Here is a 21,840-nt window from a genome sequence, read left to right on the forward strand (position 1 = left end):
TCGAGTTGATGCCGTGCCGTTCAGCCGCCCAACGATCGTTATTGCGCTGCTGCTGAGCGCAGCATCCCCCACATGCGCGCAGACCCAAGAGAAGGCTCAGGACAAAGCGACGCTGGTGCGCGAGGCCCTCGCTTCGCCTTACGGTAAGGCGCTGACCGCCGAGCTCGGCAAGTCACTGCGCGCAAGCGCCGACCCGGCATGTCTGACGGACAAGGGGTTGGCTGCCGACCAGCTCGAACCGCGCGGCCGCGATATCGTCATCAGATGGGGCACGCATATGCTGGAAGGCGCATCGGCGTTCATCGACCGGCAGACCTCCGACAATCCATTTGCCGGCGCAGCCGAATTGGAAAGCCTGAAGAGCAATCCAGACGTAAAGCGCTATCTCGCGATGGAAGAGCCGATACGTCAGGCGAAGATCCTGGATTTGATCTTCGAGCATTTCGACCGCTACAACGTGATCGCCCGCGTGAAACTTGGAGGGGTCTATCCATTGCAGACAGGCAACGAAGGTCTGCTCCGTCTCAATCCGACCGATGCAACGGAAGAGCGGTTGGAGACATTCGCCAGGAAGAGTCGCTCGAAGGCGCTGAAACGTTTCCTGCAATTGTCCGATCAAGAGGCGATTGCGCAGAGTGCGGCGATCAGGAAGGCCTCATCGCCGGCGCCGTCTCCGCACACCTTCTTCAAGGGCGTCGAGACTGACCTCGCCGAGCTCTGCATTCGCTCCGGCAAATAGGCGATCAGGTGTCCCGTCTCTGCAGCGCCGCCTCCAGCGCCTCGCTCGAGCACGGCTTCTGCAGCCGGGGCCGGCCCGCCAATTCGGGCGGGATGCGCACCTCGGCGCCGTAGCCGGTGACGAACACGAACGGAACCTTCAGCGCGATCAGCCGCTCGGCGATCGCAAAGCTCGTCTCGCGGATCAGCTCGACATCGAGCAGCGCGAAATCGGGTGTCCGTTTGGCGATGGCGTTCAACGCCTGCGTCACCGAACCCACGGTCCGCACGGCGGCGACACCAAATCCGAGCAGGCGATCCTCGAAATCGATCGCGATGATCGGATCGTCCTCGACGATCAGAACATCGGCCGGCCAGCCTGTGCCATTGCAGTGTGCAGGTACCATGATCGCATCTTGGTTTGGGGGTTTTTGGATCAGGACTGCCGCGACACGATGCCTGCGCGCAGCGCATCGGGGGTTCCCGGAACGAAACTCACCACATCATCGTTCTCTGGTCTGTCCACTTGTGCACACAGGAAACGGATGGAACTCGCTAAGGTGGGAGGAAGGGTGGGAGTTCAGAATGGATGCGCGTATCGGCAAGATCACCGAGGTCGAGAGCCGGCCGGCCAACAATCTGCTGCGGCGTTTGAGTCAGCTCGACTACGGCCTCGTGGCGCCGCACGTGACCGTCGAGGACTCTGCAGCCGGGCACTTGCTCTACAATCCCGGCGATGACGTGCAGGTGGTCCACTTCCCCTGCGGCCCGTCGCTCGCGACTTTCCTCGTCCCCAACGAGGATGGCCGCGACGTCGAAACCATTCTGGTCGGCCGCGAAGGCGCGGTGGGCGGCATCGTCAGCGAGGGGTTTCTGCCGGCCTATACCCGGATCTGCGTCAAATTCGGCGGACCGTTTGCGCGCATTCACGTTGCCAAGCTGGAAGCGGCCAAGCTGCGCTCGGCGTCGCTGCGCAACGTCTTTGCCCGCTATGCCGATTGCATGCTGGCCCAGATCTTCCAGTCGACCGCCTGCAACGCGATCCATTCGATCGAGCAGCGCACCGCCAAATGGATCCTGGCGGCGATGGAGCGGACCGGCGACGAGACCAGTGTGCCGCTGACCCACGAACAGCTCGCGACTTTGCTCGGCGTTGGCCGCTCCTATGCCAGCCGCGTGCTTCAGTCGTTCAAGGCCGAAGGCGTGCTCGACACGCGGCGCGGCTCGATCCTCGTCCGCAACCGCGACGGCCTGAGGCTGCGCGCCTGCCTGTGCAACGATGCGGTGAAGATGCATTTCGAGGAGGTGCTGCGCGGGGTCTATCCGACCGAGGAGCGGGAGGCCGGGTAAGCGGTTCTTGCTTTCTTCCTTCTCCCCCTGTGGGAGAAGGTGGCGCGAAGCGCCGGATGAGGGTTTCTCTCCGCGCTCACACTTGCAAATGAGATGCGGAGAGACACCCCTCACCCCAGTGAGCCTGTGTCTGCGAGCGGTGATGCCCTCTCCCACAAGGGGAGAGGGCGCAATCATGCGCATCGCGCTGTTTGAACGTAGCCGTGCTATACTGGCCCCGCATGAGCGGGGCTTTCCTTCACACTCTCTTCGACATCCTGGCCTGGCTGGCGGCGGCTACCGCCGTCTTTTGGCTGTCGCGACGGGGCTTGCAGTTTCCCTCGCAATCCTTCGCGCTGCCCTATATCGCCACGCTGGTGTTTGGCGCAGGCCTTGGCGCCTATCTGTTCGGCTCCGCCAATCTGTGGCTGTCCGGGCAAAGCGGCATTGCGCGCTCGGTCGAGGGCGGGCTGGCGGGCGGCATCGTGGCGATCGAGCTCTACAAATGGTCCGCAGGCGTCACGGTGCGAACCGGCGCGCGCTTCGCGCTGCCGCTGGCGCTCGGCATCGCGATCGGCCGGATCGGCTGTTACTTCGCAGGGCTCGACGATTTCACCTATGGCACGCCGACGGCGCTGCCCTTCGGCCATGATTTCGGCGACGGCGTTCGCCGCCATCCCGTGCAGCTCTACGAGAGCGCGGCCATGGCCCTGTTCGCGCTCGCCTATGTGGTGGCGGTCTTGAACCGGAACGCGTTCACGATCACCAATGGTTTCTACCTGGTGCTCGCCTATTACGGAATGCAGCGCTTCCTATGGGAATTCCTCAAGCCCTATGGCACGCTGGTCGGGCCCCTGACCCTGTTTCACCTACTGTCGCTGTCCGTCCTGCTCTACGCCGCATTCATGCTCGCGACGGCACCCCAAGCGAGACGCTTACAAAACGAGTCACTTGCATGAACGCGCCGTTGCGTAAGTCGCGCCCCTACATCTTCTGGGGCCAGACCCAATCTCTTTGCGAGACCTGCCTGAAGCTGGTTCCGACCAAGATCCAGATTCTCGGCAACGAGGTCTGGTACGAAAAGCGTTGCAGGGAGCACGGCGTGCAATCGACGTTGGTGTCGACCGATGCCGCCTATTGGCGGCTGTGCAAGGATTTCATCAAGCCGGGCGACCGGCCGCTGCAATTCCAGGAACGAACCCAATTCGGCTGCCCCTATGATTGCGGTCTCTGTCCCGACCACGAGCAGCATTCCTGCCTGGCGCTGATCGAGATCACCGAGCATTGCAACCTCACCTGCCCGGTCTGCTTTGCGGAGTCCTCGCCGGCACGAACCAAATTCACGCCGCTCGCGACGGTGGAGAAGATGCTCGACGCGCTGGTCGCGAGCGAGGGCGAGCCCGATCTCGTGCAGATTTCCGGTGGCGAGCCAACGCTGCATCCCGACTTCTTCGCGATCCTGGACGCGGTGCGCGCCCGGCCGATCCGCCACGTCATGATCAACACCAACGGCCTGCGCATCGCCCGCGAAAAGGATTTCGTGGCGCGGCTCGCCAAAAATAGGCGCGGGCTGGAGATCTATCTCCAGTTCGATTCGCTGCATCGCGATGCGCTGATCAACCTGCGCGGCGCGGACTTACGGAAAATCCGCCAGCAGGCGCTGGAAAATCTCGAGCATTACGGCATCTCGACCACGCTGGTCGCGACCATCAAGCGCGGCGTCAACGATTCCGAGATCGGCGACATCGTGCGCCACGCGCTGACCTGGACGTGCGTGCGCGGGGTGACATTGCAGCCGGTCCAGGATGCCGGCCGCAACGAGAGCTTCGACAAGAATACCGACCGCATCATGCTGTCGGAGATCCGCAAGCGCGTGATCGAAACCGGCGTGTTCGGCGACAAGGACATGATCCCGCTGCCCTGCAACCCCGAGAGCATCTCGATCGGCTATGGCCTGCGCAACGGCGAGAAGGTGCTGCCGCTGACCTCGTTGATTCCGCAAGAGCAGCTGGTTGCGGTGATGCCAAACACGATCAGCCCGGAAAAGTATCCGATGCTGCGGGAAAAGTTCATCGACCTGTTCTCGCTCTCCTCAGGGCCCCTCAACACGTCCGAGCGCGTCTGCGAATTGTTGTGCTGCCTGCCGAGCTTTCAGGTGCCGGACGGCCTCACCTACGAAAACGTCTTCCGCGTCACCATCGTGCAGTTTCTCGACCGCTTCAATTTCTGCGTCGGCAACGTCAAGCGCAGCTGCATCCATTTCGTGACCGAGCAGGGGGCGATCATCCCGTTCGACACCTACAATCTGTTCTATCGGAATGGCGCCATCTCCCGGATTCGCGCCGGGCTCGAGGGGCAGACCTATCACGAGGCGAGGCAAACCGAGGAGGCACCACGATGAGCGACACGCCACCGCCGGTTCTACCACCCGCACCAACGCCCGGCCCAGCTCGCAGCGGCTGCCTCACCGCCCTGATGGCGATCGCCGGGATCTTCATGCTGCTGCCGGGTGTCTGCGCGCTGCTGTTCGGCGGAGTGTCGATGTTCGAGGACGGCAAGATAGCTGGCGACATCGCGCCGTTCGTCCTTCTGGGGCTGGTCGTGGGGATCGCCGGGGTCGCGATGATCTGGGCGGCGATCAAGGGGCGCAGGGTCCCCGCTCATCCCCCGACCCAGCCCTAAGCCCCGGGGATTCCCGGACAAAATTCAGTCAACCAACGGCCAAAGAACACATTGTTTTTTGGCCGTTTTTGCATATATTGCGCCGCAACGCGCAGGGCGCCCGGTCTGATATGGCCGGGCTTCCTTTTTGGGCGGAAAGCGCCCCGTTTCCAGTCTTCCAGCGTTGTTTCGAGAAGAGGTCCCGGTCCGACCGGCGAGATCGCGCTTAACCCATTGTTCGACCGCAAAGAAGCTCACTCATGAATCTTCGTAACGTCGCCATCATCGCCCACGTCGACCACGGCAAGACGACCCTGGTCGACAAACTCCTGCAGCAGTCCGGCACGTTCCGCGAGAACCAGAAGGTGACCGATCGCGCCATGGATTCCAACGATCTGGAGCGCGAGCGCGGCATCACCATCCTGGCCAAGGCGGCCTCGGTGCAGTGGAAGGACACCCGCGTCAACATCGTCGACACCCCCGGCCACGCCGATTTCGGCGGTGAGGTCGAGCGCATCCTCAACATGGTGGACGGCGCCCTGGTGCTGGTCGACGCCGCCGAAGGCCCGCTGCCGCAGACCAAATTCGTGGTCTCCAAGGCGCTCAAGGTCGGCCTCAAGCCGATCGTCGTCATCAACAAGGTCGACCGCCCCGACGCGCGCCCGACCGAAGTCATCAACGAGGTGTTCGACCTGTTCGCGGCGCTCGATGCCAGCGAGGAGCAGCTCGATTTCCCGATCCTCTACGGGTCGGCCAAGCAGGGCTGGATGGCGGATAGCCCCGAAGGTCCGCAGGACAAGGGCATGGAGCCGCTGTTCGACCTGATCCTGCGCCACGTCGCCCCGCCGAAGGTCGAGGAAGGTCCGTTCCGCATGATCGGCACCATCCTCGAAGCCAACCCCTATCTCGGCCGCATCATCACCGGCCGCATCTCTTCCGGCACGCTGAAGCCGAACCAGCAGGTCAAGGTGCTGAACGCCGACGGCAAGCTGGTCGAGTCCGGGCGCATCACCAAGATCCTGGCGTTCCGCGGCCTCGAGCGCACCCCGCTCGATGAAGCCGAAGCCGGCGACATCGTCGCGATCGCGGGCCTCACCAAGGGCACCGTCGCCGACACCTTCTGCGACCCGACCGTCGAGGTGCCGCTGCCGGCGCAGCCGATCGATCCGCCGACCGTGTCGATGTCGTTCATCGTCAACAACTCCCCGCTCGCCGGCACCGAAGGCGACAAGGTGACGAGCCGCATGATCCGCGACCGTCTCCTGCGCGAAGCCGAGGGCAACGTCGCGCTGCGCGTCGTCGAATCCGCCGACAAGGACGCGATGGAAGTGTCGGGCCGCGGCGAACTCCAGCTCGCGATCCTGATCGAGACCATGCGCCGCGAGGGCTTCGAGCTCTCGGTGTCGCGTCCGCGCGTCGTCTACCAGAAGGACGAAGCGACCGGCGCAACCATGGAGCCGATCGAGGAGGTCGTGATCGACGTCGACGAGGAGCATTCCGGCGTCGTCGTGCAGAAGATGAGCGAGCGCAAGTCCGAGCTGATCGAGATGAAGCCGTCCGGCGGCAACCGCCAGCGCCTGGTGTTCTACGCGCCGACCCGCGGCCTGATCGGCTACCAGGGCGAATTGCTCACGGACACCCGCGGCACCGCGATCATGAACCGCCTGTTTCACGGCTATGCCCCGTACAAGGGCGAGATCCAGGGCCGCCGCAACGGCGTCTTGATCTCCAACGACCAGGGCGAAGCAGTGGCTTACGCCATGTTCAAGCTGGAAGACCGCGGCCCGATGATGATCGAGCCGGGCTGGAAGGTCTATCGCGGCATGATCGTCGGCGAGCACACCCGCGACAACGATCTCGAGATCAACGTGCTCAAGGGCAAGCAGCTCACCAACATCCGCACCACCTCGAAGGACGAGGCGGTGCGCCTGACCCCGCCGATCCGCATGACGCTGGAAAAGGCGCTCGCCTATATCGAGGACGACGAGCTCGTCGAGGTCACCCCGAAGTCGATCCGCCTGCGCAAGAAGCACCTCGACCCGAACGAGCGCAAGCGCGCGGAAAAGGCCAAGGAAGCGGTGGCGTAGGAGTTACCCGGGTTCGCCCGGCGCATCCTCGCCGCGACTGATGAAGCCGATCGTCGTTGTCTCGTCGGAGAGATTGATCGCGTCCCGCAGAGCCGCAAGATGCGGTGCCTTCCAGGTATCGGGTTTCCGGTCGACATTCCAATAGGCGGTGTGGGTGAAGAAGTCCGCACCGCCGGCCAATCTCGTCGAGACCGGGAGGTCAACGATGTGCCGGCCGAAGATCGGGGCTAACGGTCCACCGATCACGTCGCCCCAGAAGATCTGTTCGATCGGGAAATAGATATTGGTCCAGCGCGTTAACCCGAACAGCGCACCGTGGTGGATCTGCCGAATCTTCTTCCTCGGATTGTCGAAGGCCAACAAGCCATCCTGCTGGAGCCGCTTCGGCGGACAGGTCGGAAACTCGCGCTCTTCGACACGACGCCTGAAATCTGCGCGCAATCTCTCGTGTCCATCCTTCTCGGCGGTATCGGGATCCTTTGCCTCTTCGCACATCAAGAAATAAGCGTGGGATAGTGCGCTTCCGAGCGTGACGAAGTCGGTCACCAGCCAGCTCTTGAACTCCCGCTGTTCGACAGGCCGCCTGACGGTCACGTCGGCGATGTTTGCGATCAACTGCCGTGCCTTGCGGCGAAGCTCCACTTTCTCCTCATGGGTGGCCACTTTCTCGGGCTGCCACGGCGCACCATCGACGTCCAAAAACTCCTGGCCGAGCAACGTGACAGGCGGCAACTCGTCGCTAATCCTGCTGAAATAGGCCCGCAGCATATCGTAGGCGACGACAGTGCCTAGGCTGTGAGCGACAACGACAATGCGGTCGTATCGGCCGCTTTCATGCAGACGCGCCAGCGTGTCTACGGCCTCTTTCCGGATGGCCCGACGAACGGCGACATTGGCCGGTGAGCCGCGGAAATAACGCGCGGCATCGCCGAGATAGGGCTGGAGGAACGCACCGTTGGCGGCGAGATAGATGCCGATCACACCAAATGCGATCGGAGCGCTCCAGGGCGAATTCAATCCCCAGGGCCAAGCCTTGAGCACCGTTTCGGCCAGTGATCTGTCGTACCAGTACTGATCGGCCCAGATGAAGGCAAGGGACATGAGTAGCGAGACCGCGAGTGTACGCCAGAACGCGCGCAATCCTTGCTGTCCCATCACAAGGTACGTCGTCAGCAACGCATACAAGGTCGGAAGACCAATCAGCGTCAAGATCTCGGCGCCGTCGAGGAATCCGTTTCCGCCGGGGAAAGTACCCTCAAGCCAAAGATAGCCGAGGCCAGCGGCGAAACCCGCGACGCAGAAGGCAGCCAGCCACGGGACGAGACGAAGAGCCTGCCATTTGAGTGCGACGCAAAGGCCGAACACAAGACTGCATAGAATTAGAAGCAAGGGCGCAATCAGGATATTTTGCGCGCTGGTTTCCGAGAACAGCAACACGCCCCTGATTGCCAGCACGGCAAACGAGAGGTTCATCAGGCACAGAAAGATGGACGCGGTCCACCAGAGCGCATTGAGTCCGGTTCTCATGACCGGCCCCTTGCGGCACAACTCGTAGAGCCAGAGCAGCACGGCGACCGCCTTGGTTTCGCTCATGAGATGAGCCCAGTAGAGCTCGTGAAAATCGGCCACGCGCTTGTCCGCCGATCCCGGCACCTCGCTGGTCGTCATCACCGTCAGATCGATGTCGACGCCGCTCTTCTCCGGATGCGTCCAGAGCTTGTTGGCTTTGTCGTCGGGATTGCCTTCGTTGTGCCAAACGCCGCGGATGACGCCGCGTACAGTTTCCAGCGCGCGCTGGCTGCCGATACCGTGAACTACCAGAATTGCGGTTCGCTTGTGCTCTACACCCGGGTCGATGTTCGGCATGGGGAAATTCCTCGAAGAATGGATTGAAGAGAATGCGAAATTTGAATACAACCTTGGCACGAAAAACAAGGCGGTTCGGATCCGATGACTTAGCGATCTTCGTCACAAAAGTCGCGCAACCGGAGACAAGGTGGCATCCGGAATCCGCGTGCGCTGCGGAAGGTATGCGCCGGCCCGGCTTCAGCACTCTTCGCGAACGTGCTAGAGCCCGCCCATGACCTCCCTCCCCTCCTCCGTCGACGTCGCGATCATCGGCGCCGGTGCCGCCGGCCTCGGCGCAGCGCATGCGCTGCATGGCTCCCGCCTCTCGGTGATCGTGCTGGAGGCACGTGACCGGCTCGGCGGCCGGGCCTGGACGGTGCAGGCCTCACCCGAGGTGACGTTCGACGTCGGCTGCGGCTGGCTGCATTCGGCCGACAAGAACTCTTTCGTGCCGATCGCGCGACAGCTCGGTTTCGAGCTCAACAAGGACCTGCCGCCCTGGCGCGAGCGGGCCTACGGCAATGCCTTTCCGGAAAGCGAGCGCGACGATTTCATGCGCGCAATGGACGCGTTCTATGAGCGTCTGTGGGAAGCGGCGCAAACAGGTAAGGACGAGGCCGCGAGCTCGCATTTGGAGCCCGGTAATCGCTGGAATCCGATGATCGACGCGATCTCGACCTATATCAACGGCTGCGAGCTGAAGGATATGTCGACGCTGGACTGGGACGCCTATGAGGACACCAACTTCAATTGGCGCGTCCGCCGCGGCTATGGCGCGCTGATTGCGGCCTATGGTGCGCCCTGCCCGGTGGCGCTGAATTGCAATGTCGCGCTGATCGATCATTCGGACAAACGCGTCCACATCGAGACGTCGCGGGGCGCGCTGACCGCGGACAAGGCGATCGTCACCGTGCCGACCAATCTCATCGCGGAAGAAGCCATCCGCTTCTCGCCGCCGCTCCCCGCAAAGGTGAACGCAGCGGCGGGCCTGCCGCTCGGCGTCGACGATAAGGTGACGCTGGCCCTCGATGACGCCGAGACCTTTCCGACAGAAGGCAATCTACGCGGCGCCACCATGCGCACGGAGATGGGCACCTATCACATCCGCCCGTTCGGCCAGCCCTGCATCGAGGGCTTTTTCGGCGGCAGCTTTGCCCGCGCGCTGGAAGATGCCGGCGACGGTGCCATCGCCGCCCAAGCCATCAGCGAGATCGCGGGTTTTCTCGGCAACGATATCCGCCGCAAGCTGAAGCCGCTGTATGAATCGCGTTGGGCCCGCGATCCCTTTGCGCGGGGGTCGTATTCGCATGCGCTGCCCGGCCATGCCGGCGACCGTGCCGTGCTGGCTGCGCCGGTGGATGCACGTCTGTTCTTCGCGGGCGAGGCGACGTCGCCGACCTTCTTCACGACCGCGCATGGTGCACGGGACAGCGGCGAGCGGGCGGCGAAGGAAGTGCTGGCGGCTCTGGGCAAGCCTTAGCTGCAAGCTCCGTCATTGCGGGCTACTCGATCACTCGCGCTCGCAAATCCGCATCTGGCACGAAGCAGGCGTCATACTTTCCGAAGATGCGATAGCGGTTGCGCGCGACGAGGCTGTAGACCGCATCCCGCAGCGGCTTCGGCAACACGAATAATGCGCGCACCCAGCGCCAGCCTGGGAGTTGCGACAGCACCGTCAGCACAGCATCCGACTTCATGAACACCTCGCCGCCGTGGACAACCGCGTTGGTGTCGGGATCATCGGGGTCGATGCCGAACGTGCGCGCGAGCCGGGCGCCATAATCCGACTGGATCGGCGTGAACCGAAACTGCCTCGCCGTGTCGCGCTTGGCGACGAAGCGGACCCAGCGTGAGCAGAAGATGCAGACGCCGTCGAACAGAATGACGTCGTCCTCAGGCCATTTGGGCATCAGACTCTCTTTTTGACGCGTTTTCTTCACGCGAACCGGAATCCACTTCGCTCGAAAACGCTATCGGTTATCCAGCATCAGGAGCGCGACGACCATCAAGACGATCGCCGGCCCGGTCTTCACCAGCGCGCCAAGCGGCTCGATCCAGAGGTCGGGCGTCAGGATCGCCGCGCCCAGCATATAGCCGAGCGAAGCGAAGATACCCGCGACCAAGCCGATCGCAGCCGTTCGGCGGAAGGCGATCAAGACACCGATGCTCATGTCCATCAGGCTGGTGCCGATGGTGATGGGATCAACCAGCGCGGGCGGAAAGTTGTGCGCGGTCAAAATGCCGGCGGCGGCACCGTAGGACACGAACAAGGCGATGAAACCGGAGACGACCCAGAACGCGACCAGGCTTGCGAAAATCAGCGCCTTGACCAGGAACAGGCGCGCGAACCATTTGTCCTGGATGCTGGCAGGATGGCGTCCGATCGCCTCAGCCAGATGCTTCGGCGCGATACCCGTCGCGGCGCTCCACGCTGACGGATCGCCAGTCACGCCGCGACGCAGCTCGGCAATGGCGGTCGAGCGCATCGGCGGCGTCCAGCCGAGATAGCAGGCGACATCGCCGAGTTTCACGCCGAGATCGAGCAGGAAGCGGGGCATCGCGATGCGCGGCCAGCCGTCCGTGCCGAACGCATGGCGAAACGGCTTGATGACGCCGGCCATGGTGATCGGTTCGGCCTGCATCAGGTCCCAGCTCACCGCCCTCAACGAGGCATCGTCGATGTCGCGCGCGGCGAGCCAGGCGATGGTCGCCGTAATATCCTCGATCGCCACGGGCTGAAATGGCGTTGCCATGTCCTTGGCCGGCAAATCGATCGGAAAGGCTGCAAGCGCGCGGAGCATGGCGCTACCGCCATAGGCTGACGGTGCGACCACGAAGCCGGGCCGCAGGATGGCATGAGGAATGCCGCTAGCCCCGATCAGGCGCTCGGCCTCGCGTTTGGTCGTAGCGAAGGCGGTGCGGTCCGCCTCCGCGGAGCCGGGGATCGAGATGTGCACCAGCCGGATTGCGCGGCCGCTGCCGCCGATCGCCCGAAGCAGTCGCGCGACGAAATCGCGATGCACCGCGCTCGTGTTGCTGCCGGGGCCATCCTGGAGCACGCCGAGACAGTTCACGACGACGTCTACCGCGTGCTCGCTGAGGAGACGCGTCAGCGCGGCCGTGTCGAGGATGAGGATCGGCAGCTCGATGTCCAGCGCGCTCATCCTCTGCGCCGGCGACAGGCTCCGCGCCACGCCGACGACGCGAAAGCCCCGCGTGCGCAGATCGTCGGTGACGAAGCGGCCGATCAGGCCGGAGGCGCCGAGCACCAAAACGGTTCGCTCACTCATCGCTTCTCTCAAAACGGTTTCGCGATCATCAGCCACAGGATGGCCATCGTCGCGCCGAAGCCGGGGAAGCCGAACGCGAACCAGCGGCGGAATAGCACGAAATAGCGCTGTGGGAGCGCACTGCGCTGCGCAGCAGCCTTGCGCGCGAGGTCCCGCATCTCGATCTGCATGAACACGACCGGCACCCAGAACAAGCCGGCAATCGCGTAGAGCGCGAGTGAGGCCAGCAGCCAGCGCTCCGTGATCGAGGTCGCCGACAGCATCATCAGCACGCCGCCGCTGACCGGCTGGAGGATCACGGCCGACAGCGTGAAGATCGCATCCGCGATGACCACGACCGAAGCGGTGCGGGCGATGAACTCCGGGTCCTGCGTGCGATGCGCCATCAGCATGAAGAAGGCGATGCCGGTCCCGGTGCCGAGAATGACGATGGCGCCGAGGACGTGAACAAATTTGAACAGGAAATACAGCGTCATGGCTTCTTGGTCGCCACAGGCTTGGGCGGGTTCAGCGCCCGCGCGAGCTCGCCGCTGGCGGCTTTGACGCCGGCTTCGGTTTCGATCATCCAATGGCCTTCGCTGCCGACGGCCGGCAGCGGGCGAAACTCAGCCTTGCCGCCCGTGCCGCGAAACGCATCGACGAGTTTCTGCGAGAATGCCGGCGCGAAATAGCTGTCATTGGGCGCAACGAGCCAGGTGACGGGAATGCGCGCGGTCTTGCCGAATTCCGCTGCGGCGGCGAGCAGGGTGTGCGGCGCGCAGATTCGGTTCGGCTCATCATTGGCATGGCCGCCGCGTCCCGGTGCAAACACGGTGATGGCGGAGATCACCTTCGGATCGGCACCGGCGAGCGCCAGCGCACCCCATCCGCCGGCGGAATGGCCGATCACGATCGCGCCATCCTTGCGGATGAAATCCTGCTTTTGCAGCTGGACCAGCGCCAGTTTGATTGCGTCGGCCGTTGCGCGGCCCGAGCGCGTGTAGTCGGGCTCGCCGCAGCCGCCCTGATCCTCGAGGTAGCGGCCGCCGGTGGCACCATGGCCTGGCCGCTCCGGCACCAGCACGGCAAAGCCGCGCGCGACGAGATAGCCGGCGAGCGGGCGGTATTCCGGCTGCGGCATTTGCACCCGACGTAGCGTGTTCTGCGTCGAGGCGTGTGCGATCACCGCGAGCCGGAACGGACCTGGGCCCGAGGGGCGAAACAGCAGAGCATGCGCAGCAAGATCGGTATCCGGCGTTGGCACGCGCCATTCCTGCCGACGAAACGGTTCGCCCTCCTCTCCCGATGGACCGAACCTGACCTCTGCGCACAGAGGCGGCGCGGTCAGCAAGGCCAGCAGAGGCAGGAGCGCGATGGTATTGAGAAGCCGCATGAATTGCCGAGGGCGAACAAGAACAGCGACAGGCACACTAGTAGGAACGAATCACAATGAGCGGACTTTCTGCGGTGCCCATTGCCGTTCCTTCGTTGCCGCAAGCAACAGGAGTTTTGCACCGACGGCACGCACGCAGGTGCCCTCGGAGTTGCCGTCCTGTCTTTTTTCGGCACAACTCGGTTGAAATACTGATGCAGAAAGTCCACAGGTTAACCGATAATTAACGATAGGTCTTGCCGCCGGCGCGGCGACTTGGTTTGATCGCGTCCATGAGCACAACCCTGATCGAGGTCCGGCCGGCCAAAGCCGCAGATGCAACTGCGGTGGCGTCGACCCATGACGAAGCCTGGCGTTCGGCCTATCAGGGCATCATTCCCGGCGCCGAGCTGGAGAAGCTGATCAACCGCCGCGGTCCGCAATGGTGGGACAGCGCGATCCGCAAGGGCAGCCGCGTCAGCGTGCTGGTGTTCGGTGACAAGATCGCGGGCTATGCCAATTACGGCCGCAACCGGGCCCGCAGCCTGCATTTCGACGGCGAGATCTACGAGCTTTATCTGCGGCCCGAGTTTCAGGGCCTCGGCTTCGGCCGCCGCCTGTTTGCCGCCGCCCGCCGCGACCTGATGCAGAGCGGGCTGAAGAGCATGGTGGTGTGGGCGCTCTCGGACAACGATCCCGCTACCGAGTTCTACCGCGCCCTGGGTGGCCGCATGGTGGCGCGCTCGTCGGAGCGTTTCGGACCGAAGGCGCTCGACAAGGTTGCCTTCGCTTGGACCAATTGAGCTGCTGAAACCCTAGCCGGGCAGCGTTCCCATCCGTCGATACCGCAGGCCGCTTGCGCCGGTGATCGCCGGATTCATTATTTCACAAAAACGCGATGGATCAGCGGGCCAAGCCCGCGTATGACAGCGCCAAAATCGCTGCCGGGCGCGATTTATCCTCGGCAACAACGGAGCCTTGAATGCGTATCGATGCGGTCTCGATCGGAAAGAACGTCCCCCACGACGTCAATGTCATCATCGAGGTCCCCGTGGGCGGCGAACCGATCAAGTACGAGATGGACAAGGAGGCCGGCACGCTGGTGGTCGACCGCTTCCTCTACACGCCGATGCGTTACCCCGGCAATTACGGCTTCATCCCGCATACGCTGTCGGATGACGGTGACCCCTGCGACGTGCTGATTATCAACACCCGCGCCATCATCCCCGGCGCCGTCATGAGCGTGCGCCCGGTCGGGGTGCTGTTCATGGAGGACGAAGCCGGCGGCGACGAGAAGATCCTGGCGGTGCCGTCGTCCAAGCTGACGCAGCGCTACGACAAGGTGAAGTCGTATTCCGATTTGCCTGACATCACGCTGCAGCAGATCCAGCACTTCTTCGAGCACTACAAGGATCTCGAAAAGGGCAAGTGGGTGAAGATCCTGCGCTGGGGCGGCCCGGAGGAAGCGCACCAGCTGATCCAAGAAGGCATCGAGCGCGAGAAGAAGAAGAAGGGCTGATCCGCACGGTCATTCCGGGGCGCGTCAGAGCGAACCCGGAATCCAGAAGTCGGGGCGCGAGATTCCGGGTTTGGCTCTGCGAGCCGCCTCGGAATGACGCTCAACTACACCGCCGGCTTCGGCAGGCCGGCGATCGCGCAGGCCGCGCGGAGCGTGTTCACCAACAGGCACGCCACCGTCATCTGGCCGACACCGCCCGGCACCGGCGTGATCGCGCCGGCAACGGCAAGCGCTTCCTGATAGGCGACATCGCCGACGAGGCGCGTCTTGCCGTCCTCCTTGGGGATGCGATTGATGCCCACATCGATCACGGTCGCACCCGGCTTCAGCCAGTCGCCGCGCACCATCTCTGGTTTGCCCACTGCTGCATAGACGAGGTCCGCTTTCTTCACGAGGCCAGGCAGGTCGCGCGAGCGCGAATGCGCGATCGTCACCGTGGCGTTCTCGTTCAACAGCAATTGCACGAGCGGGCGGCCGACCAGGTTGGAGCGGCCGATGACGATGGCGTTCATGCCTTCGAGCGAGGCGTGCACGCTTTTGGTCAGGATGATGCAGCCGAGCGGGGTGCAGGGCGACAGCGCCTCGAAGCCGCCAGCGAGCCGGCCGGCATTGTTCGGATGCAGCCCGTCGACATCCTTGGCGGGGTCGATGGCGTTGATGACCGCTTCGGTGTTCAGCCCCTTCGGCAACGGTAATTGCACGAGAATGCCGTGCACGGAGGGATCCCGGTTGAGCTTTGCGACCAGCGCCAGCAGATCTGCCTGCGAGACGTCGGCCGGCAGCTTGTGCTCGAACGAGGCCATGCCCGCGGCCTGGGTCTGGGTGTGTTTTGAACGGACATAGACTTCGCTGGCGGGGTCGTTGCCGACCAGGACCACTGCAAGGCCCGGCACCAGATTGTGCTCGCGCTTGACGCGGGCGACCTCCTCGGCGACGCGGCCACGGAGCTCCGCCGCAATGACTTTTCCATCGATGATATCAGCGGTCATGTCCGTTCTCTCAATCTGTCGGTTTGGCCGATGTGAGCTGGCGCAGGGTTTCGCCGAGACGCGCCGGATCGCCGTCGACCGCGATCTGCTTCAGCCGCGACGTGGCTCCGGATAGCAATTTTACATTGCTCTTGGGCACGCCGAGCGATTTCGCCAGCAGCGCCAGCACGGCCTTGTTGGCCTCGCCGCCATCGGCAATGGCGCGCACCCGCACCTTGAGCACGCTGCGGCCATCCGAAAGCTGCTCGATCCCGTCGATGTCGTCGCGGCCGCCGCGCGGCGTCACCCGCAGCGCGATGCTGATTCCTGCGGCCGAGTAGCGCCAAGGGTCCTTAGGGCAAGGCTCCTGACAACAAGGCTCCTTGTTGGCAACCAAGGCGCTCCCGCCCGCTTAGACCACGTTCGGGTAGATGTAGTACAGGATCACCCGCTCGATGAACATGATGATCAGGATCAGGATGATCGGCGAGATGTCGAGACCGCCGAGGCTGGGCAGGAAATTGCGAATCGGCGCCAGCAGAGGCTCGGTGATCCGGTAGAGGAACTCCGCCACCGCCGACACGAACTGGTTACGCGTGTTCACCACGTTGAAGGCGATCAGCCAGGACAGGATCGCGGAGGCGATCAGCAGCCAGACGTAGAGGTCGAGCACGATGATGACGATGTCGAGAACGGCACGCATGGCTTATGAGGCCTCTGGCTTTTGGAAACTCTGGCTCGGTCGGGATTGACGCCCCGTTTGCTAGATATCGGTTCCGTCAGGCCCAAACAAGGGAAGTCGGCACCCTGAGAGCTAAAACCGGGTTACGCCCGTCCTTGACTTGACCTTGGCGGGGACTTAAATGGCGCCCGGTTGTCGGCCGCGTTCACCAGAGCGGCCAGCAAAGGGGCCATAGCTCAGCTGGGAGAGCGCGTCGTTCGCAATGACGAGGTCGGCGGTTCGATCCCGCCTGGCTCCACCAGCCTTCGCTCGCTTCGCGAGCTACGGCTAGGCAAGCCAGCCGTGCTCTCTCGTAGCGAAGTGAGCGAAGGCTGTCCCGCCATAGCCCGAAGGGCGACGGCGGACCCTCTCCGTGAACTCCCCCTACCTCCCCGTAAACCTTGGCGGCCGCTTCTCCATGAAGCTCGCCACGCCCTCCCTGAAATCACTCCCGTTCAGCGCCACCATCATCTCCCTGTTGGCCTCGATCGTCGCCTCGGCCAGCGTCTGGAACGGCACCTCGTAGAGCTGGCGCTTGATCACGGCCATCGCGCTCGGCGAGACGAAATCGGCAAGATCGCGCGCGTAAGTATACGTCTCTTCACGCAGCTTCTCCGGCGGACAGAGCCGGTTGACCAGCCCGATCCGCAGTGCCTCCTCGCTCGACACGCGCCGCGCCGAGAGCAGCAGATCCAGCGCATTGGCGTGGCCGACGATGCGCGGCAGCATCCAGCTGATGCCGTGCTCGGCGATCAGGCCGCGCCGCGCGAAGGCGGTGGTGAACACGGTGTTGTCGGCGGCAAAGCGAAGGTCGCAATAGAGTGCATGCACCAGTCCAATGCCTGCCGTCGCGCCGTTCAGCATGGCGATCACAGGCTTCTTGATGGAAGGATAATAGCCGTACCGCGTCTGCCAGTCCGGCCGGCGATTCATGTCGAACGGCGGCAGGTTCGAGGCGCGCCTGACGTCGTTGGGATCGAGGCCCTTCAGCGCATCCATGTCGGCGCCGGCACAGAAGGCGCGGCCCGCGCCGGTGAGGACGATGACGCGGACATTGTCGTCGGCGCTCGATGCCTCCATCGCGTTGCGCACGTCGCGTTCCATGACCGGCGTCCATGCATTCATGCGATCGGGGCGGTTGAGCGTGATGGTCGCGATCTTGTCGCTCACCTCATAGAGAATGTGTTCGTAGGCCATGACGCTCTCCCTTGTTTGCCGGCACGCGTTCGCACGCGCTCGTTAGAAGCGAGCCTAGCATACCCAGGGATGGGAGAAGGACTTGCGCCAAGGACCTGCGCCAAGGACTTGCGCGAAGCCGCGATCACTCGGCGGCTTGCGCCAGCATCGGCCGGCGCTCCAGCCAGCCGTCGAGGAAATGATCGAGCCAGGCGCGTTCGGCGACATCGTAGACGGCGCGATCCGCGAAATGATGATGCCGCTGCCGTGCACCGGGCGCGCTGAATCCGTCATAGCCGCGCGTGGTCCAGCGGCACATCATCGCATAGGTCACATCGGGGTGGAACTGCACGCCGAAAGCATTGCCCGTCCGGAACGCCTGCACCGGGAAATCATCGCCTTCGGCGAGCAAGTCGGCGCCTCCAGGCAGCTCAAAGCCCTCGCGATGCCAGTGATAGACCTGCGCCGGCCAGCGCGGGCAGAGCGCGCGGCCCGCGGCGGTCGGCCTGATCGGGTAGTACCCGATCTGCGTCAGCGCCTGCGCATGCGGCGCGACACGGGCCCCGAGCTGCATCGCCAGCATCTGCGCCCCTAAGCAGATGCCGAGCAACGGGCGCTGCTCGCGGAGCGGAATTTCGATCCAGTCGATCTCACGGCGAATGTAGTCGTCGGAATCATTGGCGCTCATCGGCCCGCCGAAGATCACGGCCCCGGCATGCTGATCGAGCGTCTCGGGCAGGGGATCGCCGAAGCGAGGACGGCGGATGTCGAGGCGGTGGCCCAGCGCGCGCAACGCATTGCCGACGCGGCCGGGTGTCGAGCATTCCTGATGCAGGACGATCAGAACCGGCAGCCGGGTTTCAGCGGCGGCGACGCTCGCCGCCCTCTGTGGGAAGGCGACCACCTCTGCGCCACCAAACCTGTCCGTCCGGAACGACATGGCCTCTGCGAGTGCTATCGGTTCAGACCGCCAGCATAGCTAAGCGATGGTTAACATCATGTGAGTTTGCGCACACACGCGCACGTCTGGAAGCAAGCTCCGGGCCACTACGGACGCGGGCGGCGGCGTTCAGCGCCGCTGCCGCTGGAACCGGCTAGTGGCCGCCAGGATGAAGCCGCGTGGGAAGAAGCGCAGCGCGAACGGCACAATCTTGTTGCCGAGGCCGGGCAGCACTGCCCGTTTGTTGGCCATCAGAGCGCGATACGCCTCCCGCGCAACCTCGGCAGCTGAGACGTTGAGAAAGGCCGTGTTATGTTGCGAGCCGACGCCGGCGCGGGCCTGGAATTCCGTGGGGACCGGGCCCGGGCAAAGCACGGTGACACGGACGCCGCGGGGAGCGAGCTCCGCCCGCAATGCTTCGGTGAAGGAAATCACATAGGCCTTGGACGCGTAGTACACGGCCATGCCGGGGCCAGGCAGGAAGCCTGCGACCGAGCCGACATTGAGAAGACCGCCCTTGTTCCGGATGAGCTGATCGGCGAAGCGCAGCGACAGATCCGTCAGGGCCCGGACGTTGACATCGACGATGCCGAGCTGCGCGACGCGATCGCGCTCGATGGCATCGCCGAATACGCCGAAGCCGGCATTGTTGACGAGATGATCGAGCTCGACACCTTCGGCGGCAAGTGCTGCGGCGATCCTCTCGCCTGCATGCGGGTCCTCGAGATCGCAGGCGATCACGATCGGCTTCTTGCCACCCTTGGCGGCGATCTCGTTCGCGAGCGCTTCGAGCCGATCCACCCGTCTCGCCGTCAATGCGAGGCGATGTCCATTGGCGGCAAACACACGCGCCAGCTCCATCCCGATGCCCGCCGAGGCACCGGTGATCAACGTTACCCGCTCATTCACGATCGAAGTCTCTTGAATTGAAGTCTGTGGTCCCGGCAATACCAGAACGAGAGCATAAGCCGTGCGCGCCAGGCAAGCGGCGCTGGCAGCATGGCTGCTTGTGAGAGCGACAGTGGAAGCAGGAAAGTCCGGTATTTGCAGTCGAATCCGCAGAAGCGGGGGACCGCCGGCTTATATTAAAGTTTCGTCATGTGGCTCGCAGGCCAGGCAATCCGCCGGGGACCGGTCCGACGGCGCGATCCTTGACCTGGCCACCGGCACGCTCCGCAATGGCGTGCTTCAGCTCGATCCGGTCACGCTGGGAGATGCCGAGCAGGTCGGACGCGCGCCAGACCACATTGTCCTCGAACTCGCTGACCTCTCCGTCGGCATAGACCAGCTCCCACATCATCTGCACGATCCGCTTGCGACCCGCTTCGTCGAGCGAGCGCATGATGACGCTGGTGAAGTGATAGAGGTCGACGGCCTCGCCTTCGACCTGGGTGGCGTCGGCGATGAGACGGTCAGCGGTGCCGCGGTCGAGCCCGAAATGGCTTTCGATCAGGCTGTGCAGCTTGCGCTGCTCGGCCGCGCTCGGCTGGCCGTCCAGCGAGACCACATGGACCAGCAGCGCGGTCGCGGCCAGCCGGTAATCGCTGTCGCCAAATGCGCGGTCCTGGGCTTGGGGACCGACAATGTCGGCGATGAATTGGCGCAAGCCGTCGAGCATAGGTCCTACCGAGATTGATGACGCCGCAAGGAGCGCGGCCGTTACCAGCATTATATGAGCAAGAAACCCAACCGGCGCAACGTGCGTCAGTTCCGCGCGCGTATTACGTTTCGGCAATCTGTTCAGCGTCATTCCGGGGCGATGCGCCAGCATCGAACCCGGAATGACGAATGATGCCTCACGGTATCTCGTACACCACCATCTTGTCGGCGATGCCACGGAGCGCGGCCTGCTTCTGGATCGGCTTGATGGCGCGCTGCTCGAGCACCTCGGCGACTGCGGGAGCGTCCAGCACCGGGCCGGTGATGTGGATCTCCTGCGCGGTCGACAGGCTCTGCACGCGGGCGGCGATGTTGACGGTCTGGCCGAAATAATCCTGCCGCTCGTTGAGCATGACTGCGAGGCAGGGGCCTTCGTGGATCCCGATCTTGAGAATGAGGTCGTTGGCGCCGCGCTGCTTGTTCAATTCGTCCATCGCCGCGCGCATGCGCAGTCCCGCGGTGATGGCGTGCTCGGGCCTGACGAAGGTCGCCATCACGGCATCGCCGATCGTCTTCACGACCGCACCCTTCTCGGCGGCGATGATCTCCAGCAGCGCGCGAAAATGCGCCCGCACGAGGTCGAAGGCATTGAGGTCGCCGACCCGCTCATACAGCGCCGTCGAACCCTTCAGGTCGGTGAACAGGAACGTCAGGGACGTGATCTTCAGTCGCTGGTCGACATTGAGGTTGTCGGCCTTGAAGACGTCGCGGAACGTCTGGTTGGACAGCATGCGCTTGGCGGTCAGGATCGGCTTGCGCTTGCCGATCATCTCGTGCAACGCGTGGTCGGCAATCCAGACCGAGGGCAATACGCGACTGTCCGATTGGTTCTCGAGCATGAGACGCAACGGTCCGGGGCGCATCACGGTGGTCCCCGTCGGCGCCTCCAGCTTGTTGAACATGATCGACAGCTGCTGACGCTCGCTGGTCGGCTCACCCTGAACGTCCAGGAAATGGGCGGAATGGGTGACCGGCTCGAACACGATGATGAACTGGCTCGGCAGATTGAGTGAGAGGATCGCCTTCTCGCCGGCGGGCAATTCGAGGGCTTCGAGCGTTACCTGGTTGATCAGGCGGGAAAAGGATTCGTCGTTGATGTCGACGCCTGAGCTCCAGAACATCTGCCGCACATACTCCCAGATCGGCAACGTGTCGGGATCATGAGCACCGATGCGGCGGACCCGCGGGCTGACGGTGAAGGCCACTTCGACCATCTCGTCGACGGAGGCCTCGTATCCGGCGGCGCAGAGCGCGCAATTGTAGTCGTCGTGCTTCAACGACTTCAGTGTGGCGTGCGCGCCCAGCACGCCTCCGCAGCCGGGACACAGCACGTTCCAGCTCATGTCGAACAGGCCGAGCCGCGAGGCGTGCAGGAAGCCGGAAATGACCTTCTCCTGGTCGAGCCCGGTCCGGTCGGCAAAATCCAGCGCATTGATCCGGTTGAGATCGCGATCATGACCGTTGGCGATCAGCTGCGCGATGGCCTCCACCACAACGGAATCGGCGGTCTGCTTCAGAACGGAGAACTGGGCCTGGATGTCGCTCATGGCGGAACTCTATGTAGGCCGGGTCAC

The 21,840-nt window shown here is 63.7% G+C and carries 23 protein-coding genes and 1 tRNA gene; 10 read left to right on the forward strand and 14 right to left on the reverse strand.

Annotated features, from left to right (window positions below; genetic code table 11):
• Positions 1-13 precede the first annotated feature (13 nt).
• A complete protein-coding gene (locus I6F20_RS22690) occupies positions 14-739 on the forward strand; it encodes a hypothetical protein (RefSeq protein WP_225127907.1) in 726 nt (241 codons plus the stop codon).
• Between the two features lie 4 nt (positions 740-743).
• On the opposite strand, the gene I6F20_RS22695 is transcribed toward I6F20_RS22690, so the two are convergent.
• Complete coding sequence (locus tag I6F20_RS22695; RefSeq protein WP_225127908.1) at positions 744-1,124, reverse strand: response regulator; 381 nt, start codon at positions 1,122-1,124, stop codon at positions 744-746.
• A gap of 178 nt (positions 1,125-1,302) precedes the next feature.
• On the opposite strand from I6F20_RS22695, the gene I6F20_RS22700 reads away from it, so the two are divergent.
• The 5 genes from I6F20_RS22700 to typA all read left to right on the forward strand — a co-directional run bounded on the left by I6F20_RS22700 (position 1,303) and on the right by typA (position 6,794).
• The gene (locus I6F20_RS22700; protein ID WP_225127909.1) at positions 1,303-2,067 is read left to right on the forward strand and encodes a Crp/Fnr family transcriptional regulator; all 765 of its coding nucleotides are present in this window, start codon (positions 1,303-1,305) and stop codon (positions 2,065-2,067) included.
• A 221-nt stretch (positions 2,068-2,288) separates the two neighbouring features.
• A complete protein-coding gene (locus tag I6F20_RS22705) occupies positions 2,289-3,005 on the forward strand; it encodes a prolipoprotein diacylglyceryl transferase family protein (protein ID WP_225127910.1) in 717 nt (238 codons plus the stop codon).
• On the forward strand, positions 3,002-4,447 hold the full coding sequence (locus tag I6F20_RS22710; protein ID WP_225127911.1) for a radical SAM protein: 1,446 nt from the start codon (positions 3,002-3,004) through the stop codon (positions 4,445-4,447). The genes I6F20_RS22705 and I6F20_RS22710 overlap by 4 nt, the downstream gene beginning before the upstream one ends.
• Positions 4,444-4,728, forward strand: coding sequence for a hypothetical protein (locus I6F20_RS22715; RefSeq protein ID WP_225127912.1), 285 nt, complete (start codon positions 4,444-4,446; stop codon positions 4,726-4,728). The genes I6F20_RS22710 and I6F20_RS22715 overlap by 4 nt, the downstream gene beginning before the upstream one ends.
• Before the next feature lie 239 nt (positions 4,729-4,967).
• The gene (gene typA, locus I6F20_RS22720) at positions 4,968-6,794 is read left to right on the forward strand and encodes a translational GTPase TypA (protein ID WP_036002847.1); all 1,827 of its coding nucleotides are present in this window, start codon (positions 4,968-4,970) and stop codon (positions 6,792-6,794) included.
• 3 nt (positions 6,795-6,797) lie between these two features.
• On the opposite strand, the gene I6F20_RS22725 is transcribed toward typA, so the two are convergent.
• On the reverse strand, positions 6,798-8,660 hold the full coding sequence (locus I6F20_RS22725; protein ID WP_225127913.1) for an exosortase/archaeosortase family protein: 1,863 nt from the start codon (positions 8,658-8,660) through the stop codon (positions 6,798-6,800).
• Between the two features lie 214 nt (positions 8,661-8,874).
• Between I6F20_RS22725 and I6F20_RS22730 the strand changes: the two genes are divergently transcribed.
• Positions 8,875-10,122 carry a flavin monoamine oxidase family protein gene (locus I6F20_RS22730; protein ID WP_225127914.1) on the forward strand — a complete coding sequence of 416 codons (1,248 nt, stop codon included), beginning with the start codon at positions 8,875-8,877 and terminating at the stop codon, positions 10,120-10,122.
• Positions 10,123-10,144: 22 nt separating this feature from the next.
• Here the strand turns inward: I6F20_RS22730 and I6F20_RS22735 are convergent, their stop codons facing one another.
• The 4 genes from I6F20_RS22735 to I6F20_RS22750 are packed head-to-tail and all read right to left on the reverse strand — an operon-like array spanning position 10,145 to position 13,304.
• The gene (locus I6F20_RS22735; protein WP_036024199.1) at positions 10,145-10,552 is read right to left on the reverse strand and encodes a thiol-disulfide oxidoreductase DCC family protein; all 408 of its coding nucleotides are present in this window, start codon (positions 10,550-10,552) and stop codon (positions 10,145-10,147) included.
• Positions 10,553-10,612: 60 nt separating this feature from the next.
• Complete coding sequence (locus I6F20_RS22740; RefSeq protein WP_036002855.1) at positions 10,613-11,932, reverse strand: SDR family oxidoreductase; 1,320 nt, start codon at positions 11,930-11,932, stop codon at positions 10,613-10,615.
• A gap of 8 nt (positions 11,933-11,940) precedes the next feature.
• Entirely contained in the window at positions 11,941-12,408 is a 468-nt protein-coding gene (locus tag I6F20_RS22745) for a DUF2269 family protein (protein WP_057025834.1), read from the reverse strand.
• Positions 12,405-13,304 (reverse strand): alpha/beta hydrolase family protein, encoded by a 900-nt coding sequence (locus I6F20_RS22750; RefSeq protein ID WP_057025833.1) that lies wholly within the window; start codon positions 13,302-13,304, stop codon positions 12,405-12,407. Before I6F20_RS22750 ends, I6F20_RS22745 begins: the two co-directional genes overlap by 4 nt.
• A 272-nt stretch (positions 13,305-13,576) precedes the next feature.
• On the opposite strand from I6F20_RS22750, the gene I6F20_RS22755 reads away from it, so the two are divergent.
• Together I6F20_RS22755 and ppa are read left to right on the forward strand one after the other, a co-directional pair.
• Positions 13,577-14,086 carry a GNAT family N-acetyltransferase gene (locus tag I6F20_RS22755; protein WP_024338772.1) on the forward strand — a complete coding sequence of 170 codons (510 nt, stop codon included), beginning with the start codon at positions 13,577-13,579 and terminating at the stop codon, positions 14,084-14,086.
• 179 nt (positions 14,087-14,265) lie between these two features.
• On the forward strand, positions 14,266-14,802 hold the full coding sequence (ppa, locus tag I6F20_RS22760; RefSeq protein ID WP_036002867.1) for an inorganic diphosphatase: 537 nt from the start codon (positions 14,266-14,268) through the stop codon (positions 14,800-14,802).
• Between the two features lie 104 nt (positions 14,803-14,906).
• On the opposite strand, the gene folD is transcribed toward ppa, so the two are convergent.
• From folD to I6F20_RS22775, 3 genes are read right to left on the reverse strand one after another with little or no spacing between them, the layout of a single operon-like run.
• Positions 14,907-15,791: a bifunctional methylenetetrahydrofolate dehydrogenase/methenyltetrahydrofolate cyclohydrolase FolD gene (folD, locus tag I6F20_RS22765; RefSeq protein ID WP_225127916.1), complete on the reverse strand. Its 885-nt coding sequence runs from the start codon at positions 15,789-15,791 to the stop codon at positions 14,907-14,909.
• A gap of 10 nt (positions 15,792-15,801) precedes the next feature.
• Positions 15,802-16,167, reverse strand: a complete 366-nt coding sequence (locus I6F20_RS22770) for a DUF167 domain-containing protein (RefSeq protein ID WP_051056859.1) — start codon at positions 16,165-16,167, stop codon at positions 15,802-15,804.
• A gap of 15 nt (positions 16,168-16,182) precedes the next feature.
• On the reverse strand, positions 16,183-16,473 hold the full coding sequence (locus tag I6F20_RS22775) for a YggT family protein (protein ID WP_036002872.1): 291 nt from the start codon (positions 16,471-16,473) through the stop codon (positions 16,183-16,185).
• Positions 16,474-16,677: 204 nt separating this feature from the next.
• On the opposite strand from I6F20_RS22775, the gene I6F20_RS22780 reads away from it, so the two are divergent.
• A tRNA-Ala gene (locus I6F20_RS22780) sits at positions 16,678-16,753 on the forward strand.
• Between the two features lie 122 nt (positions 16,754-16,875).
• On the opposite strand, the gene I6F20_RS22785 is transcribed toward I6F20_RS22780, so the two are convergent.
• The 5 genes from I6F20_RS22785 to I6F20_RS22805 all read right to left on the reverse strand — a co-directional run bounded on the left by I6F20_RS22785 (position 16,876) and on the right by I6F20_RS22805 (position 21,813).
• Positions 16,876-17,688 carry an enoyl-CoA hydratase gene (locus tag I6F20_RS22785; RefSeq protein ID WP_036002884.1) on the reverse strand — a complete coding sequence of 271 codons (813 nt, stop codon included), beginning with the start codon at positions 17,686-17,688 and terminating at the stop codon, positions 16,876-16,878.
• Positions 17,689-17,812: 124 nt separating this feature from the next.
• Complete coding sequence (locus tag I6F20_RS22790) at positions 17,813-18,607, reverse strand: glutamine amidotransferase (RefSeq protein ID WP_225127918.1); 795 nt, start codon at positions 18,605-18,607, stop codon at positions 17,813-17,815.
• A 129-nt stretch (positions 18,608-18,736) separates the two neighbouring features.
• Positions 18,737-19,516, reverse strand: coding sequence for an SDR family NAD(P)-dependent oxidoreductase (locus I6F20_RS22795; protein WP_225127920.1), 780 nt, complete (start codon positions 19,514-19,516; stop codon positions 18,737-18,739).
• A 187-nt stretch (positions 19,517-19,703) separates the two neighbouring features.
• The gene (locus tag I6F20_RS22800; RefSeq protein WP_036002890.1) at positions 19,704-20,225 is read right to left on the reverse strand and encodes a tellurite resistance TerB family protein; all 522 of its coding nucleotides are present in this window, start codon (positions 20,223-20,225) and stop codon (positions 19,704-19,706) included.
• A gap of 178 nt (positions 20,226-20,403) precedes the next feature.
• Entirely contained in the window at positions 20,404-21,813 is a 1,410-nt protein-coding gene (locus tag I6F20_RS22805; protein ID WP_036002893.1) for an adenylate/guanylate cyclase domain-containing protein, read from the reverse strand.
• Between the last annotated feature and the right edge of the window lie 27 nt (positions 21,814-21,840).

The organism is Bradyrhizobium sp. IC3123, assembly GCF_020193625.1.
GTDB classification, from domain to species: Bacteria; Pseudomonadota; Alphaproteobacteria; order Rhizobiales; family Xanthobacteraceae; genus Bradyrhizobium; species Bradyrhizobium yuanmingense.

What these genes read in the sequence shown, in the direction of transcription:
- I6F20_RS22695 (WP_225127908.1), bottom strand. Translation starts at nt 1,124, where the DNA reads ATGGTACCTGCACACTGCAATGGCACAGGCTGGCCGGCCGATGTTCTG.
- I6F20_RS22700 (WP_225127909.1), top strand. Translation starts at nt 1,303, where the DNA reads ATGGATGCGCGTATCGGCAAGATCACCGAGGTCGAGAGCCGGCCGGCC.
- I6F20_RS22705 (WP_225127910.1), top strand. Translation starts at nt 2,289, where the DNA reads ATGAGCGGGGCTTTCCTTCACACTCTCTTCGACATCCTGGCCTGGCTG.
- I6F20_RS22710 (WP_225127911.1), top strand. Translation starts at nt 3,002, where the DNA reads ATGAACGCGCCGTTGCGTAAGTCGCGCCCCTACATCTTCTGGGGCCAG.
- I6F20_RS22715 (WP_225127912.1), top strand. Translation starts at nt 4,444, where the DNA reads ATGAGCGACACGCCACCGCCGGTTCTACCACCCGCACCAACGCCCGGC.
- typA (WP_036002847.1), top strand. Translation starts at nt 4,968, where the DNA reads ATGAATCTTCGTAACGTCGCCATCATCGCCCACGTCGACCACGGCAAG.
- I6F20_RS22725 (WP_225127913.1), bottom strand. Translation starts at nt 8,660, where the DNA reads ATGCCGAACATCGACCCGGGTGTAGAGCACAAGCGAACCGCAATTCTG.
- I6F20_RS22730 (WP_225127914.1), top strand. Translation starts at nt 8,875, where the DNA reads ATGACCTCCCTCCCCTCCTCCGTCGACGTCGCGATCATCGGCGCCGGT.
- I6F20_RS22735 (WP_036024199.1), bottom strand. Translation starts at nt 10,552, where the DNA reads ATGCCCAAATGGCCTGAGGACGACGTCATTCTGTTCGACGGCGTCTGC.
- I6F20_RS22740 (WP_036002855.1), bottom strand. Translation starts at nt 11,932, where the DNA reads ATGAGTGAGCGAACCGTTTTGGTGCTCGGCGCCTCCGGCCTGATCGGC.
- I6F20_RS22745 (WP_057025834.1), bottom strand. Translation starts at nt 12,408, where the DNA reads ATGACGCTGTATTTCCTGTTCAAATTTGTTCACGTCCTCGGCGCCATC.
- I6F20_RS22750 (WP_057025833.1), bottom strand. Translation starts at nt 13,304, where the DNA reads ATGCGGCTTCTCAATACCATCGCGCTCCTGCCTCTGCTGGCCTTGCTG.
- I6F20_RS22755 (WP_024338772.1), top strand. Translation starts at nt 13,577, where the DNA reads ATGAGCACAACCCTGATCGAGGTCCGGCCGGCCAAAGCCGCAGATGCA.
- ppa (WP_036002867.1), top strand. Translation starts at nt 14,266, where the DNA reads ATGCGTATCGATGCGGTCTCGATCGGAAAGAACGTCCCCCACGACGTC.
- folD (WP_225127916.1), bottom strand. Translation starts at nt 15,791, where the DNA reads ATGACCGCTGATATCATCGATGGAAAAGTCATTGCGGCGGAGCTCCGT.
- I6F20_RS22775 (WP_036002872.1), bottom strand. Translation starts at nt 16,473, where the DNA reads ATGCGTGCCGTTCTCGACATCGTCATCATCGTGCTCGACCTCTACGTC.
- I6F20_RS22785 (WP_036002884.1), bottom strand. Translation starts at nt 17,688, where the DNA reads ATGGCCTACGAACACATTCTCTATGAGGTGAGCGACAAGATCGCGACC.
- I6F20_RS22790 (WP_225127918.1), bottom strand. Translation starts at nt 18,607, where the DNA reads ATGTCGTTCCGGACGGACAGGTTTGGTGGCGCAGAGGTGGTCGCCTTC.
- I6F20_RS22800 (WP_036002890.1), bottom strand. Translation starts at nt 20,225, where the DNA reads ATGCTCGACGGCTTGCGCCAATTCATCGCCGACATTGTCGGTCCCCAA.
- I6F20_RS22805 (WP_036002893.1), bottom strand. Translation starts at nt 21,813, where the DNA reads ATGAGCGACATCCAGGCCCAGTTCTCCGTTCTGAAGCAGACCGCCGAT.